General features: G+C 67.7%; 13 protein-coding genes. 8 read left to right on the plus strand and 5 right to left on the minus strand.

The window, feature by feature from the left end; genetic code table 11:
- From AOZ49_RS01950 to AOZ49_RS01960, 3 genes are all read right to left on the minus strand, one after another.
- Window positions 1–928: 3,5-dioxohexanoate:acetyl-CoA acetone transferase (locus AOZ49_RS01950; RefSeq protein WP_054474173.1), on the minus strand; the 928-nt coding region annotated here is incomplete at its 3' end.
- Window positions 921–1,883: a 3-hydroxyacyl-CoA dehydrogenase gene (locus tag AOZ49_RS01955; RefSeq protein WP_054474174.1), complete on the minus strand. Its 963-nt coding sequence runs from the start codon at window positions 1,881–1,883 to the stop codon at window positions 921–923. The genes AOZ49_RS01950 and AOZ49_RS01955, both read right to left, overlap by 8 nt.
- Window positions 1,883–2,665: an SDR family oxidoreductase gene (locus AOZ49_RS01960; protein WP_054431896.1), complete on the minus strand. Its 783-nt coding sequence runs from the start codon at window positions 2,663–2,665 to the stop codon at window positions 1,883–1,885. Before AOZ49_RS01960 ends, AOZ49_RS01955 begins: the two co-directional genes overlap by 1 nt.
- Before the next feature lie 332 nt (window positions 2,666–2,997).
- Here AOZ49_RS01960 and AOZ49_RS01965 point away from each other — a divergent pair, with 332 nt between their 5' ends.
- The 6 genes from AOZ49_RS01965 to AOZ49_RS01990 all read left to right on the plus strand — a co-directional run bounded on the left by AOZ49_RS01965 (window position 2,998) and on the right by AOZ49_RS01990 (window position 9,494).
- Complete coding sequence (locus AOZ49_RS01965; protein WP_054431897.1) at window positions 2,998–4,197, plus strand: ABC transporter substrate-binding protein; 1,200 nt, start codon at window positions 2,998–3,000, stop codon at window positions 4,195–4,197.
- 150 nt (window positions 4,198–4,347) lie between these two features.
- Window positions 4,348–5,214: a branched-chain amino acid ABC transporter permease gene (locus tag AOZ49_RS01970; RefSeq protein ID WP_006390231.1), complete on the plus strand. Its 867-nt coding sequence runs from the start codon at window positions 4,348–4,350 to the stop codon at window positions 5,212–5,214.
- Window positions 5,215–5,236: 22 nt separating this feature from the next.
- Complete coding sequence (locus AOZ49_RS01975) at window positions 5,237–7,018, plus strand: branched-chain amino acid ABC transporter ATP-binding protein/permease (protein ID WP_054431898.1); 1,782 nt, start codon at window positions 5,237–5,239, stop codon at window positions 7,016–7,018.
- On the plus strand, window positions 7,011–7,715 hold the full coding sequence (locus AOZ49_RS01980) for an ABC transporter ATP-binding protein (protein WP_054431899.1): 705 nt from the start codon (window positions 7,011–7,013) through the stop codon (window positions 7,713–7,715). The genes AOZ49_RS01975 and AOZ49_RS01980 overlap by 8 nt, the downstream gene beginning before the upstream one ends.
- A 19-nt stretch (window positions 7,716–7,734) precedes the next feature.
- The gene (locus AOZ49_RS01985; RefSeq protein WP_054474175.1) at window positions 7,735–8,730 is read left to right on the plus strand and encodes an NAD(P)H-quinone oxidoreductase; all 996 of its coding nucleotides are present in this window, start codon (window positions 7,735–7,737) and stop codon (window positions 8,728–8,730) included.
- On the plus strand, window positions 8,727–9,494 hold the full coding sequence (locus tag AOZ49_RS01990) for an SDR family oxidoreductase (protein WP_054474176.1): 768 nt from the start codon (window positions 8,727–8,729) through the stop codon (window positions 9,492–9,494). The genes AOZ49_RS01985 and AOZ49_RS01990 overlap by 4 nt, the downstream gene beginning before the upstream one ends.
- 64 nt (window positions 9,495–9,558) lie before the next feature.
- On the opposite strand, the gene AOZ49_RS01995 is transcribed toward AOZ49_RS01990, so the two are convergent.
- Together AOZ49_RS01995 and AOZ49_RS02000 are read right to left on the minus strand one after the other, a co-directional pair.
- Window positions 9,559–11,757 (minus strand): TonB-dependent receptor, encoded by a 2,199-nt coding sequence (locus AOZ49_RS01995; RefSeq protein ID WP_054474177.1) that lies wholly within the window; start codon window positions 11,755–11,757, stop codon window positions 9,559–9,561.
- A 266-nt stretch (window positions 11,758–12,023) separates the two neighbouring features.
- The gene (locus tag AOZ49_RS02000) at window positions 12,024–13,001 is read right to left on the minus strand and encodes a pirin family protein (protein ID WP_054474178.1); all 978 of its coding nucleotides are present in this window, start codon (window positions 12,999–13,001) and stop codon (window positions 12,024–12,026) included.
- A gap of 118 nt (window positions 13,002–13,119) precedes the next feature.
- Between AOZ49_RS02000 and AOZ49_RS02005 the strand changes: the two genes are divergently transcribed.
- Entirely contained in the window at window positions 13,120–14,028 is a 909-nt protein-coding gene (locus AOZ49_RS02005) for a LysR substrate-binding domain-containing protein (RefSeq protein WP_054474179.1), read from the plus strand.
- Window positions 14,029–14,287: 259 nt separating this feature from the next.
- The gene (gene acnA, locus AOZ49_RS02010) at window positions 14,288–16,993 is read left to right on the plus strand and encodes an aconitate hydratase AcnA (RefSeq protein WP_054431905.1); all 2,706 of its coding nucleotides are present in this window, start codon (window positions 14,288–14,290) and stop codon (window positions 16,991–16,993) included.
- Window positions 16,994–17,082: the final 89 nt, after the last annotated feature.

A 17,082-nucleotide genomic window follows, 5' to 3' on the forward strand; every position in this document is an offset into this window, starting at 1 on the left:
CCACGTTGTCGCCGCCCTTCAATCCCAGCTTGGCGCGGGTGTCGGCGGGCGTGGCCACTTCCAGGTTGAGCGCCTCCAGAATGGTGCGGATGCGTTCGACCTGCGACCGGTTCGACTCGGCCAGCTGGCCCGGCCCGATCCACAGCGAATCCTCCAGCCCCACCCGCACATTCGAGCCCATGGCGGCGCCGATGGTGGCCAGCGGCATCTGGTTGCGGCCGGCGCCCAGGATCGACCATTCGTACTCATTGCCGAACAGGCGGTCTGCGGTGCGCTTCATGTGCATCAGGTCTTCGGGGTGCGGGCCGATGCCGCCCAGGATGCCGAACACCGACTGGATGAATGGCGGCGACTTCACCAGGCCGCGGTCGACGAAGTGCGCCAGGTTGTACAGGTGGCTGATGTCGTAGCACTCGAACTCGAAGCGGGTGCCGTTGGCGTTGCCCAGCTCCAGGATCGACTCGATGTCCTGGTAGGTGTTGCGGAAGATCAGCGAGCGGCTGTTCTCCAGGTGCTCGCGCTCCCACTCGTGCTTGAAGTCCTGGAAGCGACCCAGCATCGGGAACAGGCCGAAGTTCATCGAACCCATGTTCAGCGACGCCAGCTCCGGCTTGAAGGTGGTGGCCGGCCGCATGCGCTCCTGCACCGTCATGTGCGGGCTGCCGCCGGTGGTGATGTTGATGATGGCGTCGGTCTCGGCCTTGATGCGCTTGAGGAACGGCTCGAACAGCGCCGGGTCCTGCGACGGCTTGCCGGTTTCCGGGTCGCGCGCGTGCAGGTGCAGCACGGCGGCGCCGGCGCGGGCCGCGCCGATGGCGGCCTCGGCGATCTCGTCGGCCGTCACCGGCAGGTGCGGCGACATGCTGGGCGTGTGGATGGCGCCCGTCACGGCGCAGGTGATCACGACTTTCTGTTTCGGCTTAGCCATTTCCGTCTCCGTTGTCTTGCTGTTGCTTGTGGCGCATCAGGCGCATCAGTTGTTCGTCGCGCCAGTAGCGGCGCGCCGTCAGGTCGTCGGCGGGCAGCAGGCCGCGCCGTTCGGCCGCCAGGGCCTCGACCAGCGCGCCGTCCCAGGGCACGCTGTCGGCCTGGGTGGCGCCGATGGATTGGTACAGCCCGCCGTAGCGCGCGCAGTAGTCGGCAAGGCCGCCAGGCGCGTTCAGGTCGATGGTCTCGAACGGCCCCATGAACGACCAGCGCAGGCCCAGGCCGTCCTTGACGGTGGTGTCGATGTCCTCGGCGCTGGCGATGCCGGCGGCGGCCAGGCGGAAAGCCTCGTGCAGCAGCGCGCCCTGCAGCCGGTTGAGGATGAAGCCCTCGATCTCGCGCCGCATCGTCACCGGCTTCTGGCCGATATCCAGCATGATGTCGCGCGCCGCCTGCATGGCGGCCTCGCTGGTCCAGGGCGCCGGGCACAGCTCCACCACCGGGATCAGGTACGGCGGATTGACCGGATGCGCCACCAGGCAGCGCGCCCGGCCGGGCAGGCCTTCGGTGAATTCGCTGGCGGGGATGCTGGACGTGGAACTGCCGATGATGGCGTCGGGGTCGGCCGCCGCGTCCAGTTGCGCGAACAGGTCGCGCTTCAGATCCAGCCGCTCGGGCGAGTTCTCCTGGATGTAGCGGGCGCCCGCCAGCGCCTCCTGCAGGCTGGCGGCGGCCTGGATGCGGCCGGCCGCGGCGGCCGCGTCGCGCAACAGGCCGTGCGCCTGCAATGCATCCAGCTGGCGCCGGATCAGCGCGCCGGCCTCGGCCAGCATGGCGGCGTTGACGTCGTACAGCCGCACCTGCCAGCCCTGGCGCGCGAACACGATGGCCCAGGCCTGGCCGATCAGGCCGGTGCCGATGATGGCGGCGTGGCGCCGCTGCGGATCGGCCGCCATCAGTAGAGCTTCTGCGTGAAGCCGTCCACCACGATGGCCTGCCCCGTGACGCTGCGGGCGGCCTCGCTGGCGTTGAACAGCACCATGTTGGCGATGTCGCGCGCGGTGACCATGCGGCCCAGCGCCGCCTGGTTCTCGTAGAGCGCGGCGATTTCCTCGACCGGCTTGTCCAGCGTCCTGGCCTTGGCGTCGATCACGGCGCGGATGCGCGGCCCTTCGACCGCGCCCGGCAGGATGGCGTTGACGCGGATGCCGTGGCCGCCCAGCTCGATCGCCAGCGACTTGGTGAAGCCGATCACCGCCCACTTCGAGGCCGAATAGACCGAGCGCCCGGCAAAGCCCAGGTGGCCCGCGGCCGACGACAGGTTGATCATGACGCCGGCGCGCGACTGCTTGAGCAGCGGGATGGCCTGGCGCGCGCACAGGAACTGGCCCGTGATGTTGACGGCCAGGGTGCGGTCCCAATCGGCCTTGGACAGCGTCTCGACGAAGCCGGTGGGGCCGGCCACGCCGGCGTTGTTGACCAGGATGTCCAGGCCGCCCAGCTGCTGGCGCACGGCGTCGAACAGGGCCGCCACGCTGGCCTCATCCGACACGTCGGCATGGACGGCGCGCACGCCCGGCAGCTCGGCCGGCAAGGCCGCCAGCCGCTCGCGGTTGACATCGCACACCAGCACCGACGCCCCGGCCCGGTGGAACACCTGGGCCATTTCCAGGCCCAGCCCATCGGCGCCGGCGGTGATGAGTACCTTTTTTCCGGCGAAATCCACTTCCTCGAACATGCTTCTGTCTCCTGGATTCTTGTGCTCAAACGCCTTTTGATCATATAGGATATATGATTTAAAGGGGAACTTTCTTGCCAGGCAAGCAGCCATGAACGGGTCCGTGAAACCGGGTCCGGACAGCGGAATTTGACCTGCTCCGCAGAGGAAAACTGCCCGCAAACGCTTTATTCATGCGGCTTGAGGGAAATCCCCGATTCAGCCGGACAAGTCCGGCACTAGAATCCAGGACGAGGTTCCCACACCCCGCCGGCGCATATATCATATATTCAAAAACAGACGGACGATTCAGACAACAGTCCGCACCCCATACCCACAAAGGAGCGTAGACAGTGTTCAAGATCAACAAATTCGCCATCGCGCTGGGCCTGTGCGGCGCCATGGCCAGCGGCGCCGCGGCGGCCGACATGAAGGTGGGCGCCCTCTTCCCGTTCAGCGGCGCCCTGGCGCTGCTGGGACAAGAGAGCTATCGCGGCCTGGAGCTGGCCGTCAACGAGATCAACGCCGCCGGGGGCATCAACGGCGAGAAGATCCAGATCATCAAGGCCGACGCGGTCGACCCGACCCAGGCGGTATCCGAAACCAAGCGCCTGATCTCGTCCAACGTGGTCGGGGTGTTCGGCAGCTACGCCTCGGGCATCTCGTACGCGGCCTCGCCCGTGACCGAGCTGGCCGGCGTGCCCTACTTCGAGCTGGGCGCCACCGCCCACAAGATCACCACGCGCGGCTACAAATACCTGTTCCGCAGCAACCCCAACACCGCGCTGTACGGCGTCTCGGTGGTCAACGCGCTGCACGACATCATCGGGCCGGGCATGGGCCTGAACCCGAAGGAAGTGCGCATCGGCATCATCCACGAGGACGGCCCCTACGGCACCGACGTGGCCGCCACCGAGAAAAAGCGCGCCCAGGAACTCGGCTACACCGTGGCCGAGGTGCTGCCGTACTCGGCCAAGACGGTCGACCTGTCCTCGCTGATCCTGCGCCTGAAGGGCGCCAAGGTCGACGTGGTGCTGCAGACCGCCTACCAGAACGACGCCATCCTGTACTTCAGCCAGGCGCGCGCGGCCGGCTTCAAGCCCAAGGTGGTGATCGGCGCCGGCGGCGGCTACTCGCTGGCCGACACCGCCAAGGCCGTGGGCGCCGACATGAATGGCGTGTTCGACCTGGACTTCCCGCAATCGTCCATCAACCCGGCCGGCGCGCCGGGCCTGGACAAGTTCCTGGAAGCCTACAAGGCCACCTACAAGAGCGACCCGCAGTCCGGCCACAGCCTGACCAACTACGTCGGCGCCAAGGCCTTCTTCGAAGCCATCGCCAACGCCAAGTCGACCGACAAGGACAAGATCCGCGCGGCCGTGCTGGCGTACAAGAAGCCCGCCGGCCAGACCGCCAACGGCTGGGCCTTCGACTTCGGCGAGGATGGCCAGAACAACGCCTCGACCTTCTACGTGATGCAGTGGCAGGACGGCAAGCTGGTCACCATCGCGCCGGACAACCTCGCGCTGGGCAAGCCCGTCTTCAATAAATAGAACGCCGGGGCCGCCTTCCGGCAGGCCCGGCACGGCAAGCCAGCAAACCGGACGCTCGGGGGCGTCCGGCGTTTCACTGGGGCCCGCGGGCCCCGGTTCCGTCGGCCACGCCGCGGCGCCGGGGCGCACCCCGTTCCAAGAGGTTGCACCATGGATATCTTCATTCAACTGGTCATCAATGGCCTGTTGCTGGGCGGCGCCTACACCATCATCAGCCTGGGGCTGACGCTGATCTTCGGCGTGGTCCGCGTCGTCAACTTCGCGCACGGCGAATTCCTGATGATCGGCATGTACCTGGTCTATCTGATCGCGGCGCAGTTCGGCGTGCATCCGTACATCGGCCTGGTGCCGGTGGCGGTCATCCTGTTCGCGCTGGGCGCGCTGACGCAGAAAGGCATCATCCAGCCGCTGCTCAACGCCGACCAGCACATCCAGATCTTCGCCACGGTGGGCGTGTCCACCATCCTGCTGAACCTGGCGCTGGTGATCTTCGGCGCCAACGTGTTCCGCGCCCCGGTGCAACTGGGCACCAGCGCCATCGATGTCGGCAACTACTCCATGGTCACCGGCCAGCTGGTGACCTTCGTGGTCGGCCTGAGCCTGGCCGTGCTGCTGCACCTGTTCATGCACCGCACCTACCTGGGCCGCGCGCTGCGGGCGGTGGCGCAGCACCGCTACGCCGCGACGCTCATGGGCGTGAACGTCAACAACGTCTACGCCATCGCCTTCGGCCTGGGCACCGCCTTCGTCGGCATCGCCGCGGGCCTCCTGGCGCCGCAGTATCCGGTGTTCCCGACGGTGGGCACGTACTTCGTGCTGACCGCCTTCGTGATCGTGGTGCTGGGCGGCCTGGGCAGCCTGTACGGCGCGGTGGCCGGGTCCATGATCATCGGCATCGTCGATACGCTGGCCGGCTACTACATCGCCCCCGACCTCAAAGAGGTCGTCTATTTCGGGATCTTCCTCTTGATCCTTGTCCTGCGTCCGACCGGCCTGTTCGGCGTCGGCACAGAGTGATCAGAGCCACAAGGAGCGAGACGTGTTTCCCGACTTTCGAAGCCCCAAAGCCTACGTCAGCCTGATTCTGCTGATCGTCATGTTCATCGTGCCCGTCGTCACGGGCACGCCTTTCTGGACCAACCTGTTCGTCCTGCTGTTCGTCTTCTCCGCGCTGTCGGTGGCGTGGAACATCGTCGGCGGCTACGCCGGCCAGCTGTCGCTGGGCCACGCGGTGTTCTACGGCATCGGCGGCTACACCGCCACCCTGCTGACGCAGAACTTCGGCATCTCGCCGTGGTTCGGCATGCTGGCGGGCGCGGCCATCTCGGCCGTCGTGGCCATCATCATCAGCTATCCCACGCTGCGGCTGCGCGGTCCGTTCTTCGCGCTGGCCACCATCGCCATCCTGGAAGTGGTGCGGCTGCTGGTGATCCACGAGGAAAGCTGGACCGGCGGCTCCAGCGGCATCAGCCTGCCGCTGAACATCGGCTGGGCCTGGATCGTGTTCCGCGAGAAGATCAACTACGTGATCATCGCCTTCGGCCTGTTCCTGCTGGTGACCTGGGTCTCGTGGTACATCCGCAAGTCGCGCATCGGCCATTACCTGATCGCCATCCGCGAGCGCGAGGACGCGGCGCTGGCGGTGGGCATCCACACGGTGCGCGTCAAGATCATCGCCGCGGTGGTGTCGGCCATGCTGACCAGCGTGATCGGCACCTTCCACATCACTTACCTGACCTTCGTCGATCCCAGCTCGGCCTTCTCGCTGGAGCTGTCGATCCAGGTGGCGATGTTCGCGCTGATCGGCGGCCTGGGCACGGTGGCCGGCCCCATCGCCGGCACCTTCCTGGTGCTGCCGATCGCCGAGCTGGCGCGCGGCTGGCTGTCCAGCGTGGGCAACGGCATGCACGGGCTGATCTACGGCCTGATCCTGGTGGCGGTGGTGCTGACCATTCCGCGCGGCCTGGCCGGCGCCTTCGGTCCGGCCATCGAGCGCGCCCTGGCGCGCCTGCCCTACCTGGGCACGCCGCGCGCCCGGCGCCAGCGGGTCGAACCGGCCCGTCCGACCGACGCGGCGCGGCGCGAGCAGCCGGTGCTCAAGGCCGAGAACCTGTTCAAGAGCTTCGGCGGCCTGCGCGCCACCAACGACGTCTCGCTGACGCTGAACCAGCACGAGATCCTGGGCATGATCGGCCCCAACGGCGCCGGCAAGACCACGGTGTTCAACCTGCTGTCCGGCTTCCTGTCGCCCGACAAGGGCGCGGTGTCGATGGTCGATGCCAAGGGCAACTGGGTCTCGTGCAACACGCCGGACGAGTTCGCGCACCAGGGGCTGGGCCGCACCTTCCAGATCGCCAAGCCGTTCACCGGCCTGACGGTATTGGAGAACATCATGCTGGGCGCCTTCATCCGCACCGCCGACCGCGAGGAGGCCGAGCAGATCGCGCTCAAGGTGGCCGAGGAAACCGACCTGCTCAAGTACCTGAACACCGAGGCCCGCAGCCTGACGGTGGGCGGCATGAAGCGGCTGGAGATCGCCCGCGCCCTGGCGATCCGGCCGCGCATCCTGCTGCTGGACGAGGTGATGGCGGGGCTGAACCCCACCGACATCGAGAAGTCGATCAAGATGATCCGCCGCATCCGCGATTCGGGCGTGTCGGTGCTGCTGATCGAGCACATGATGCAGGCCACCATGGCGCTGTCGGACCGCATCATCGTGCTGAACGAAGGCGCGGTGCTGGTGAGCGGCGCCCCCAAGGACGTGGTCGAGAACCCCGCCGTCATCGAAGCCTATTTGGGCAAGGAGTACCAGGATGCTTAAGGTTTCGGATCTGTCGTCGGGCTACGGCAAGAGCCAGGTGCTCAACGGCCTGAACTTCGAGGTCAGGGCCGGCGAGATCGTGACGCTGATCGGCGCCAACGGCGCCGGCAAGACCACCACCCTGAAGACGCTGTGCGGCGTGGTCGCCGCCACCACCGGAAGGGTCGAGTTCGAGGGCCGCGACCTGACCAACCGCACGCCCTACGACATCGTCGACGCCGGGATCACCATGATTCCCGAAGGCCGCCAGCTGTTTCCGCATTTCACGGTGCGCGACAACCTGCTGATGGGCTCGTACAAGCGCGCCGCCCGCCCCATCGTGCAGCGCAAGCTGGAGGAAGTGCTGCAGATCTTCCCGCGGGTGCGCGAACGCCTGGCGCAGTACGCCGGCTCGCTGTCCGGCGGCGAGCAGCAGATGGTGGCGATCGCGCGCGGCATGATGGCCGACCCCAAGCTGCTGGTGTTCGACGAGCCCTCGCTGGGCCTGTCGCCGCTGCTGGTGCAGCAGATGTTCGACATCATCCGCGACGTCACGTCACACGGCGTCACGGTGCTGCTGGTGGAGCAGAACGTGTTCCGCACGCTGCGCCTGGCCGACCGCGGCTACGTGCTGGAGAACGGCGCCATCGTGCGCACCGGCACCGGCGCCGAGCTGCTGGCCGATCCCCATGTCAAGAAGGCCTATCTGGGCCACTGAAATCCGAAGGACCGCATTCATGTCTCTACGCTGCACATTCATCGACCACGGCACGGGCGGCGCGCCCGATTGCCTGCGCCTGGCCGAACGCGAGATGGCCGCGCCCGCCGGCCGCCAGGTGTTGATCGAGGTCGCCTACGCCGGCGTCAACCGACCCGACGTGCTGCAACGCTCCGGCTCGTATCCGCCGCCGCCCGGCGCCTCGCCCTACCTGGGACTGGAGGTCGCGGGCACCATCGTCGCCGTCGGTCCCGACGCCACGCGCTGGCAGGTCGGCGACCGGGTCTGCGCGCTGACGCCCGGCGGCGGCTACGCGCAGTACTGCCTGGCCGACGAGCGCCACTGCCTGCCGGTGCCGCGCGGCCTGGACCTGCTGTCCGCCGCCGCCATCCCGGAGAACTACTTCACCGTCTGGACCAACGTGTTCGAGCGCGCCCGCCTCGCGGCCGGCGAGAAGTTCCTGGTGCACGGCGGCTCCAGCGGCATCGGCCTGACCGCGATCCAGCTGGCGCGCGCCTTTGGCGCCGAGGTCTGGACCACGGTGGGCAACCAGGAAAAAGCCGAGGCCTGCCTGAAGGCCGGCGCGCAGCACGCGCTGATCTACCGCGACACCGACTTCGAGGCGGCGGTCCACCAGGCCACCGGCGGCCAGGGCGTGGACGTGATCCTCGACATGGTCGGCGGCGCCTACATCAACAAGAACATCCGCCTGCTGGCGGTGAATGGCCGGCTGGTGCAGATCGCCTTCCTGGAAGGCAGCAAGGCCGAGATCGACGCCCTGCCCATCATGACCAAACGGCTGTCGTTCACCGGCTCCACCCTGCGGCCGCGCTCCGACGACGACAAGGGCGCCATCGCCCAGGCGCTGGCCGACAAGGTGCTGCCGCTGATGGAACAGGGGCGCTGCCTGCCGCTGATCCACCAGGTGTTCCCGCTGGAGGAAGCGGCCCAGGCCCACGCGCTGATGGAAAGCAGCCGGCACATCGGCAAGATCATGTTGAAGGTGCGGGCATGAGCGCGCGCTTCCAGGATCAGGTCATCATCGTCACCGGCGCGGTCGGCGGCATCGGTTCGGCCATCGTCGAGGGCTTCCTGGCCGAAGGCGGCAAGGTCGGGCTGATCGACTTCAATTCGCAGGGCGGCCAGGCCTACGAGCAGGAACTGAAAAAGCGCGGCCATGCCGTGACCTTCGTGCACGCCGACGTCTCGCATTTCGACCAGTGCCAGGCCGCCTACGACCGCATCACCCGCGACCTCGGCCCGGCCACCATCCTGGTCAACAACGTCGGCATCTCGCCCAAGACCGACGGCCGCGCGTTGAAGGTGTGGGAGATGACGCCGGGCGAATGGGACAAGGTGGTGGCGGTCAACCTGAACAGCGTGTTCTACATGACCCACCTGGCCACGCCGCACATGGTGCGCCAGCGCCAGGGGCGCGTGATCAACATGTCGTCGGTGGCGGGCAAGGCCTATTGCGACATCGTCGCCGCGCACTACGCCGCCACCAAGGCCGCCCTGCTGGGCCTGACGCGGCACTGGGCCGCGGAACTGGGCGAGCACGACGTCACCGTCAACGGCCTGGCGCCGGGGCGCATCAGCACCCCGCTGCTGAAAAGCGTGCCCAAGGAGATCAACGACGCCGTGGCCGACGTCACCGCGCTGCGCCGGCTCGGCACGCCCGAGGAAGTGGCCGACGCCTGCCTGTTCTTCGCCTCGGACCAGGCCCGGTTCGTGACCGGGCAGGTGCTGGACGTGGCGGGCGGCTGGTTGATGACCTAGCTCGCCGGCGGGGCGTTGCTTTTCCTGGCCTGCGTGACGTCCGCCCGAAGGCGGACAGCCGCGATCAGAAGTCCATGCTGGCGCTCAGCGAGAAGGTGCGCGGGCCGCCCAGCACCAGATAGCCGTTGCCGGGGTAGCCGCCCACCGATGCCCAGTAGTTGCGGTTGGCGATGTTCTCGACGCGGGCGCGCAGCGTCACCACGTGGCCGTCCACGTCCATCATGTAGCGCAGGCCGGCATCGAAGCGGGTCCAGCCGGGCACCTTGAGGGTGTTGGCGTCATCCGCGTAGGACGCGCCGGTGTAGACCACGCGGCCGTCCACGGCCAGGCCCTGCACGCCGGGGATGTCCCATTCCGCGCCCAGGTTGGCCTGGAAGCGCGGCACGCCGATCACGCGGTTGCCGTCGATGGCGGTATTGCCGGTGGAACGCTGCTTGGCGTCCAGGAAGGTCAGGCCGCCCAGCACGCGCACGCGGTCGATCGGCTCGCCGAACACGGTCAGCTCGATGCCCTGGTGGCGGTCCTTGCCGGAGGCGGTGAACCGATTGGACGCGTCGTAGGCCGCGCGCGGCTTGTCGGTGGAGAACAGCGCCAGGCCCGCGCCCAGGCCGCCGCCGTCGTACTTGACGCCGACTTCCTTCTGCTTGGACACGTACGGCTGCAGGCTTTCGCCGCCGTTGGGCACGGGTTTGCCGTTGGCGTTGAGCGGCGCGGTATCGCCCGCGACCAGGGCCTCGATGTAGTTGGCATACAGCGACACGCTCGGCGTCACCTTGAAGACGATGCCGGCGGCGGGCGAATTGCGGCTGGCGTCATAGGCGCCGTTTTCCGTGCCGGTGTTGTAGGCGTAGCTGCGCGAGGACAGGCGCTGGTGGCGGATGCCCAGCGTCAGCAGCACCTTGTCGTCCAGGAACGACATCGTGTCGCCCAGCGCATAGCTGCTCAGGCGGGTGCGGCCCTGCAGCGCCGGATCGTCCAGGTCGTTGCCCACCAGCGCGCCGGCGCTGAAGGCGGGCCGGCTGTAGGTGGTCGGGTTGTAGAGGTTGGTCTGGAACGTGTTCAGGTAGTCCATGACATACGCGTTCTTCTTCTTGAGATCGAAGAAGGACGCGGACGCGACGAACTCGTGGCCGACCGGGCCGGTGCGCACCTTGGCGCGCAGGCCCAGTTCGCCGGTGTTGACGCTGTCCTTGCGGGTATTGTCGAAGCGGTAGAAGTTGCCGTCGCCGGTGCTGCCGTTGGTCACGGTGACGTTGGCGAGCGAGTTGGCTTCGTCGCTGCGGCGCATGCCGAAGGCGGCCCAGCCGGTCAGCTTGTCGCTGAAGTCATGCTCGGCGCGCAGGGTGCCGAACACGTCGCGCTCGTTCGAGTACGACCAGGGCTGGGCGAAGTTGGAGCTGGCGTCCGGCGCGTCCGGCACGCTGGTCACGCCGCGCAGCGTCACGTTCGGACGGGCGCGCTTGAGCTTGTTTTCCTGCCAGCCGATGTCGGCCGACAGGCGCGTATCGGCCGAGCGCCAATCCAGGCCCAGCGACACCAGGCTGGTGCGAGAGTGTTCGTCGTCGATGGCGGTGTCGCCGCTGCGATTGGCCACGTTCAGGCGGATGCCGGTGCTGTCGCCGGGGCCGAAGCGGCGCGCGATGTCGGTGGATACCGAGAACTGGCCGCCGCTGGAGAAGCCGGTGGTGAAGCGCGTGAGCGGATCGTTCGGGGCGCGCTTGGGCACCAGGTTGACGGTGCCGCCGATGCCGTCGCCGCCGGGCGAGGCGCCCGTCAGGAAGGTCGACGCGCCGCGCAGCACTTCGACGCGCTCGAACAGTTCGGTGGCGATGTACTGGCGCGGCAGCAGGCTGTACAGGCCGTTGTAGGCCACGTCATCCGAGCTCAGGATGAAGCCGCGGATGAAGTACGACTCCTGGAAATTGCCGAAACCGCGCGCCACGCGCACGCCCGGATCGTTCTGCAGCACGTCGCCGACGCTGCGCGCCTGCCGGTCCTGGATCAGCTCGTTGGTATAGCTGGTGATGCTGAACGGCGTGCTCATGATGTCTTGCGTGCCCAGCAGCCCCACCCGGCCGCCACGGGCCACCTGGCCGCCGGCATAGGGCTGGGCCAGGCCGCCGGCCGAGGCGTCGGCGCTGGCCTCGACCTTGATCGCGTCCATCGAGACGACGGAGCCGTCGGTAGGCGTGGCGGATTGGGCGTGGACGATGACGGTGTACGGCAGGGCCGCGACCACGCACGCGAGGGTTCGTAATTTCATATCGGGAGTCTGTAGGCGGGCGCTTCGCGAGAAGCGGAAAATCGCAAAAATCCCGATGGGGTCACGCGCGGGTAACGGCTTGCCACTCGAACTGCCGCAGAGCCGGTCATCCCGGCCTTGTCGAGCCCGTTCTCCAAGGGGTATTGAGATCGTGCGGTACAGATTCTAAATAAAACGGAATCATTCTCATTCCGTCCCCTATATAGAATTCTGTTTCCGTTGCTACGGAACAACGAGGCCCGGCCGGCCGCCGCCGGCCCGCGGCCTTACCCGGGAACGCCGCTTTCCTGGCGCAACTGCCCGAATTCCCCGGCTTCGTAGGCCGCCATGGCCTGCGTCAGGGCGCGCGCGTCCGCCATCACGAACGGGCCGCGCTGGATCACCGGCTCGTCGATGGCGGGGCCGGCCACCAGGATGAAATGGACCGGCGCGCCGGCCGCGATCACCTGCAACAGGCCCTCGCTGTCGGCCGAGGCGGCCAGCGCCGCCCCCGCCGGCAGGACGGCGAAGTCCGGGTCGGCGACCCGCGTGCTGGCGACCCGCGTGCGCCCCGGCGGCCGGAACGCCGCCACCGGCGACGGTTCGGCCGGGACCGCGTCCGGCGCCGCCCGCGGCGGCGTGGTCTGATGGCGCGCCCGCGCGCCCAGCTCCCCCTGCACCGCGTACAGCCAGGCGTTCCAGCCCGCCGGCAGCGGCACCAGGCGCGACGCGCCCGGACGCAGCCAGCCGTCCAGGATCAGCAGCGGCTCGGGCGTTTCCAGCGGCGCGTCCCAGCCGTCGAAATGGCCCGAGGCCACCCGCACCCGGCCGGCATCGCCTTGCACCACCGGCATTTCCCAGGCGCGCAGCAGCGACGTCGCCGGCGGCAGCGTCTTGAGCCGCTCCGGCAGGTTCACGAACAGTTGCAGGCCATTCAGCCGCGCCTCGCCCACCGGCTGCTGGGTATGCACGATGCCGCGCCCCGCCAGCGTCCAGTGCAAGTCGCCCGCGCGGATCTCGTGGTCGTTGTGGACGCTGTCGCGGCTGCGCATGACGCCGCGGCTGTCTTCCAGCAGCAGCGTCACGGCCGACATGCCGGCGTGGGGATGGGGCGCGAACGTCGGCCCGGTCATGACGAAATGGTCGACCAGCACGAGGGGCGACATGCCCAGGGGAAAATCGGTGTGGCGGAACTGCCGGATGGAACAGGCGTCGCCGACCGGTTCGAAGGGCCGCGCGACGGGGGGACTGAGACGGATGGTCAAGGATGTGCTGCCAGGTTTTTACGTGGCGCAGAGCTTATGGGTTCTGCCGCCGGCACAGTAGAGGCCAATTTCAGGAATAATTGTCCTGTTAAGTAGGACAATCACTCGCGTAAACCCCATGCACACCTATCTCCATCATCTCGACGACCTGCTGCTCTTTAGCGAGGTGGTGGAGAAAGGCGGCTTTTCCGCCGCCGCCCGGGTGCTGAACATGCAGCGCTCCAAGTTGAGCCGGCGGGTGGCCGAACTGGAGGCGCGCCTGGGCCTGCGGTTGCTCCAGCGCAACACCCGGCGGGTCTCGCTCACGCCCATGGGCGAGCAGATCTACGTGCACGCGCTGGCCATGGCGCGCGAGGCCCGCAGCGCCTTCGACCTGGCGGCGGCCATGGGCGACACGCCCAGCGGCCTGCTGCGCATGACGGCGCCATCGGCGCTGGCGGTGACGCTGCTGGGCGAACTGGTGGCGCGCTTCTGCCTGAAGCACCCCGGCGTGCGGGTGCTGCTGGACACCCGCGACCAGATCATCGACCTGGTGGGCGAAGGCTATGACCTGGCCTTCCGCGCCCAGGGCGCTTCGCTGACCGATTCCCGCCTGGTGGCGCGCGAACTGGCGCCGGTGCCGCTGATCCTGGTGGGCACCCCGGCCCTGGCGCAGGCGGCGGCGCGCCATCCGCGCGAGCTGAACGCCCTGCCGCTGCTGGCCCATGCCACCCAGGACAGCCCGCAGAGCTGGCACTTCACCGGGCCGGCCGGCGAAACCGAGTCGGTCGAGTACCTGCCGCGCTGCCTGAGCAGCAACCTGGCGGCGCTGCGGGAAATGGCCCGCGCCGGCCTGGGCGTGGCGCTGCTGCCCCACTACCTGTGCGCCGGCGCCCTGGCCAAGGGCGATCTGGTCCACATGCTGCCCGGCTGGCAGGCGGCGCCGGCCCGCATCTACGCGGTGATGCCCGCCCGCCGCGGCGCGCCGCTGGCCCTGCGCCGGTTCCTGGACTTCGCGGTGGCGGAACTGCCGGCGCTGCTGGGCTGAGCGGCGACGCCACGCGCCTGTAGGACTTTTTTGTTAAAAAAAGGGGACTTGCAGGGACGGCACGCCTGCTCCACAGTACGGGGTGGCGGCGCCGCCACGCAACCCGCCCCCGGGCGCGGGCCGGAACTTTGACGCGTCGCCCAGGTCTTATATAAGATATAAGACATACAGCCAATCGCGCCGCTGTCGCCCGGAATGACAAACGCGCCGAAACGCCTGAAAATGCCGGCTTTACGCGGGCAAAACCACGGAGTCCATCATGCCGCACAACACCCTCGACACACTCAAGAATTTCAAGATCGGCAACAAGTCCTGTCAGTACTATTCGCTGCCGGCGCTGGGCAAGTCCCTGGGCATCGATGTGCAGCGGCTGCCGGTCTCCATCCGCATCGTGCTGGAATCCGTGCTGCGCAACTGCGACGGCAAGAAGGTCACCGAGGAACACGTGCGCCAGCTCGCCAACTGGCAGGCCAACGCCAAGCGCGAGGATGAAATCCCGTTCGTGGTGGCCCGCGTGGTGCTGCAGGACTTCACCGGCGTGCCGCTGCTGGCCGACATCGCCGCCATGCGCTCGGTCGCCGACAAGATGGGCAAGAGCCCCAAGAGCATCGAGCCGCTGGTGCCGGTCGACCTGGTGGTGGACCACTCGGTCATGATCGACTACTTCGGCACCAAGAACGCCCTCGACCTGAACATGAAGCTGGAATTCAAGCGCAACCAGGAGCGCTACCAGTTCATGAAATGGGGCATGCAGGCCTTCGACACCTTCGGCGTGGTGCCCCCGGGCTTCGGCATCGTCCACCAGGTGAACCTGGAATACCTGGCGCGCGGCGTGCACCAGGACAAGAAGAACAACGTCTACTACCCCGACTCGCTGGTGGGCACCGACAGCCACACCACCATGATCAACGGCATCGGCGTGGTCGGCTGGGGCGTGGGCGGCATCGAGGCCGAGGCCGGCATGCTGGGCCAGCCGGTGTACTTCCTGACCCCCGACGTGGTCGGCGTGGAGCTCAAGGGCAAGCTGCGCGGCGGCGTCACCGCCACCGACCTGGTGCTGACCATCACCGAAATGCTGCGCCGTGAAAAAGTGGTCGGCAAGTTCGTCGAATTCTGTGGCGAGGGCACGGCCAGCCTGTCCGTGGCCGAACGCGCCACCATCGGCAACATGGCGCCCGAGTACGGCGCCACCATGGGCTTCTTCCCGGTCGACGGCCGCACCATCGACTACTTCCGCGGCACCGGCCGCACCGAAGCCGAAATCGACGCGTTCGAGGCCTACTTCAAGGCCCAGGACATGTTCGGCGTGCCCGCCGCCAAGGACATCAACTTCACCAAGCTGCTGACGCTGGACCTGTCCACCGTCGCGCCGTCGCTGGCCGGCCCCAAGCGCCCCCAGGACCGCATCGAGATCGGCAACGTCAAGAGCACCTTCATCGACCTGTTCTCCAAGCCGGTCGCCGAGAACGGCTTCAACCAGCCGGCCGAGAAGCTGCAGCAGACCTTCACCACCAGCACCGGCACCAAGGTCAAGAACGGCGACATCCTGATCGCCGCCATCACCTCGTGCACCAACACCTCCAACCCCAGCGTGCTGCTGGCGGCGGGCCTGCTGGCCAAGAAGGCCGTCGAGGCCGGCCTGAAGGTGCCCAAGCACATCAAGACCTCGCTGGCCCCCGGATCGCGCGTGGTCACCGAATACCTGACCAAGACGGGCCTGCTGCCCTACCTGGAGAAGCTGGGCTTCGACGTGGCCGCCTACGGCTGCACCACCTGCATCGGCAACGCCGGCGACCTGACGCCCGACCTGAACGACGTCATCACCAGCAATGACCTGGTGTGCTCGGCGGTGCTGTCCGGCAACCGCAACTTCGAGGCGCGCATCCACCCGAACATCAAGGCCAACTTCCTGGCCTCGCCGCCGCTGGTGGTGGCCTACGCCCTGGCCGGCACCGTGACGCGCGACCTGATGACCGAACCGGTCGGCCGCGGCAAGAACGGCGACATCTGGCTGGGCGACATCTGGCCGACCACCGAGGAAGTCGAGGCCCTGCTCAAGTACGCGCTGGACCCGAAGGCCTTCGAGGCCAACTACGGCCAGGTCAAGAGCAACCCCGGCAAGCTGTGGGAGAACATCAAGGGCGTCACGGGCGAGACCTACAACTGGCCCGACTCCACCTACATCGCCGAGCCGCCGTTCTTCGAAGGCTTCGGCATGACGCCGGGCGCGATGCCGACCGTCAAGAACGCCCGCGCGCTGGGCGTGTTCGGCGACTCGGTCACCACCGACCACATCTCGCCGGCCGGTTCCATCAAGGAAACCTCGCCCGCGGGCAAGTGGCTCAAGGAAAACGGCGTCATGAAGGCCGATTTCAACAGCTACGGCTCGCGCCGCGGCAACCATGAAATCATGATGCGCGGCACCTTCGCCAACGTGCGCATCAAGAACCTGATGATCCCGGCGCGTCCGGACGGCAGCCGCTTCGAGGGCGGCGAAACCCTGTTCCAGCCGAGCGGCGAACAGATGTCGATCTACGACGCGGCCATGCAGTACGTGGCGGCCGGTACGCCCACCGTGGTGTTCGGCGGCGAAGAGTACGGCACCGGCTCGTCGCGCGACTGGGCCGCCAAGGGCACCCAGCTGCTGGGCGTCAAGGCCGTCATCACGCGCAGCTTCGAGCGAATCCACCGCAGCAACCTGGTGGGCATGGGCGTGCTGCCGCTGCAGTTCAAGGGCAACGACAGCGTGCAGTCGCTGGGCATCACCGGCGAGGAAACCTACGACATCTCGGGCCTGGAAAACGGCATCAAGCCGATGCAGGACGTGACGCTGACGATCACCCGCAAGGATGGTTCGAAGCAGGACGTGACGGTGCTGCTGCGCATCGACACCCCGATCGAAGTCGACTACTACCAGCACGGCGGCATCCTGCCCTTCGTGCTGCGCCAGCTGCTGGCCGCGTAACGCGCGAGCCTCAAAGGCAAAGCCCCTGGAACCGCGAGGTTCCAGGGGCTTTTTCATCGCCGAGCCGCCTCAAGATGAAAACGCCCCCC

Source organism: Achromobacter sp. 2789STDY5608615, from assembly GCF_001298995.1.
In the GTDB taxonomy this organism is placed as follows: domain Bacteria; phylum Pseudomonadota; class Gammaproteobacteria; order Burkholderiales; family Burkholderiaceae_B; genus Achromobacter; species Achromobacter insuavis.

Bases quoted from the DNA above. Each gene is read 5' to 3' on its own strand.
- AOZ49_RS01955 (WP_054474174.1), bottom strand. From the start codon at position 1,883: ATGGCGGCCGATCCGCAGCGGCGCCACGCCGCCATCATCGGCACCGGC.
- AOZ49_RS01960 (WP_054431896.1), bottom strand. From the start codon at position 2,665: ATGTTCGAGGAAGTGGATTTCGCCGGAAAAAAGGTACTCATCACCGCC.
- AOZ49_RS01970 (WP_006390231.1), top strand. From the start codon at position 4,348: ATGGATATCTTCATTCAACTGGTCATCAATGGCCTGTTGCTGGGCGGC.
- AOZ49_RS01980 (WP_054431899.1), top strand. From the start codon at position 7,011: ATGCTTAAGGTTTCGGATCTGTCGTCGGGCTACGGCAAGAGCCAGGTG.
- AOZ49_RS01985 (WP_054474175.1), top strand. From the start codon at position 7,735: ATGTCTCTACGCTGCACATTCATCGACCACGGCACGGGCGGCGCGCCC.
- AOZ49_RS01990 (WP_054474176.1), top strand. From the start codon at position 8,727: ATGAGCGCGCGCTTCCAGGATCAGGTCATCATCGTCACCGGCGCGGTC.
- AOZ49_RS01995 (WP_054474177.1), bottom strand. From the start codon at position 11,757: ATGAAATTACGAACCCTCGCGTGCGTGGTCGCGGCCCTGCCGTACACC.
- AOZ49_RS02005 (WP_054474179.1), top strand. From the start codon at position 13,120: ATGCACACCTATCTCCATCATCTCGACGACCTGCTGCTCTTTAGCGAG.
- acnA (WP_054431905.1), top strand. From the start codon at position 14,288: ATGCCGCACAACACCCTCGACACACTCAAGAATTTCAAGATCGGCAAC.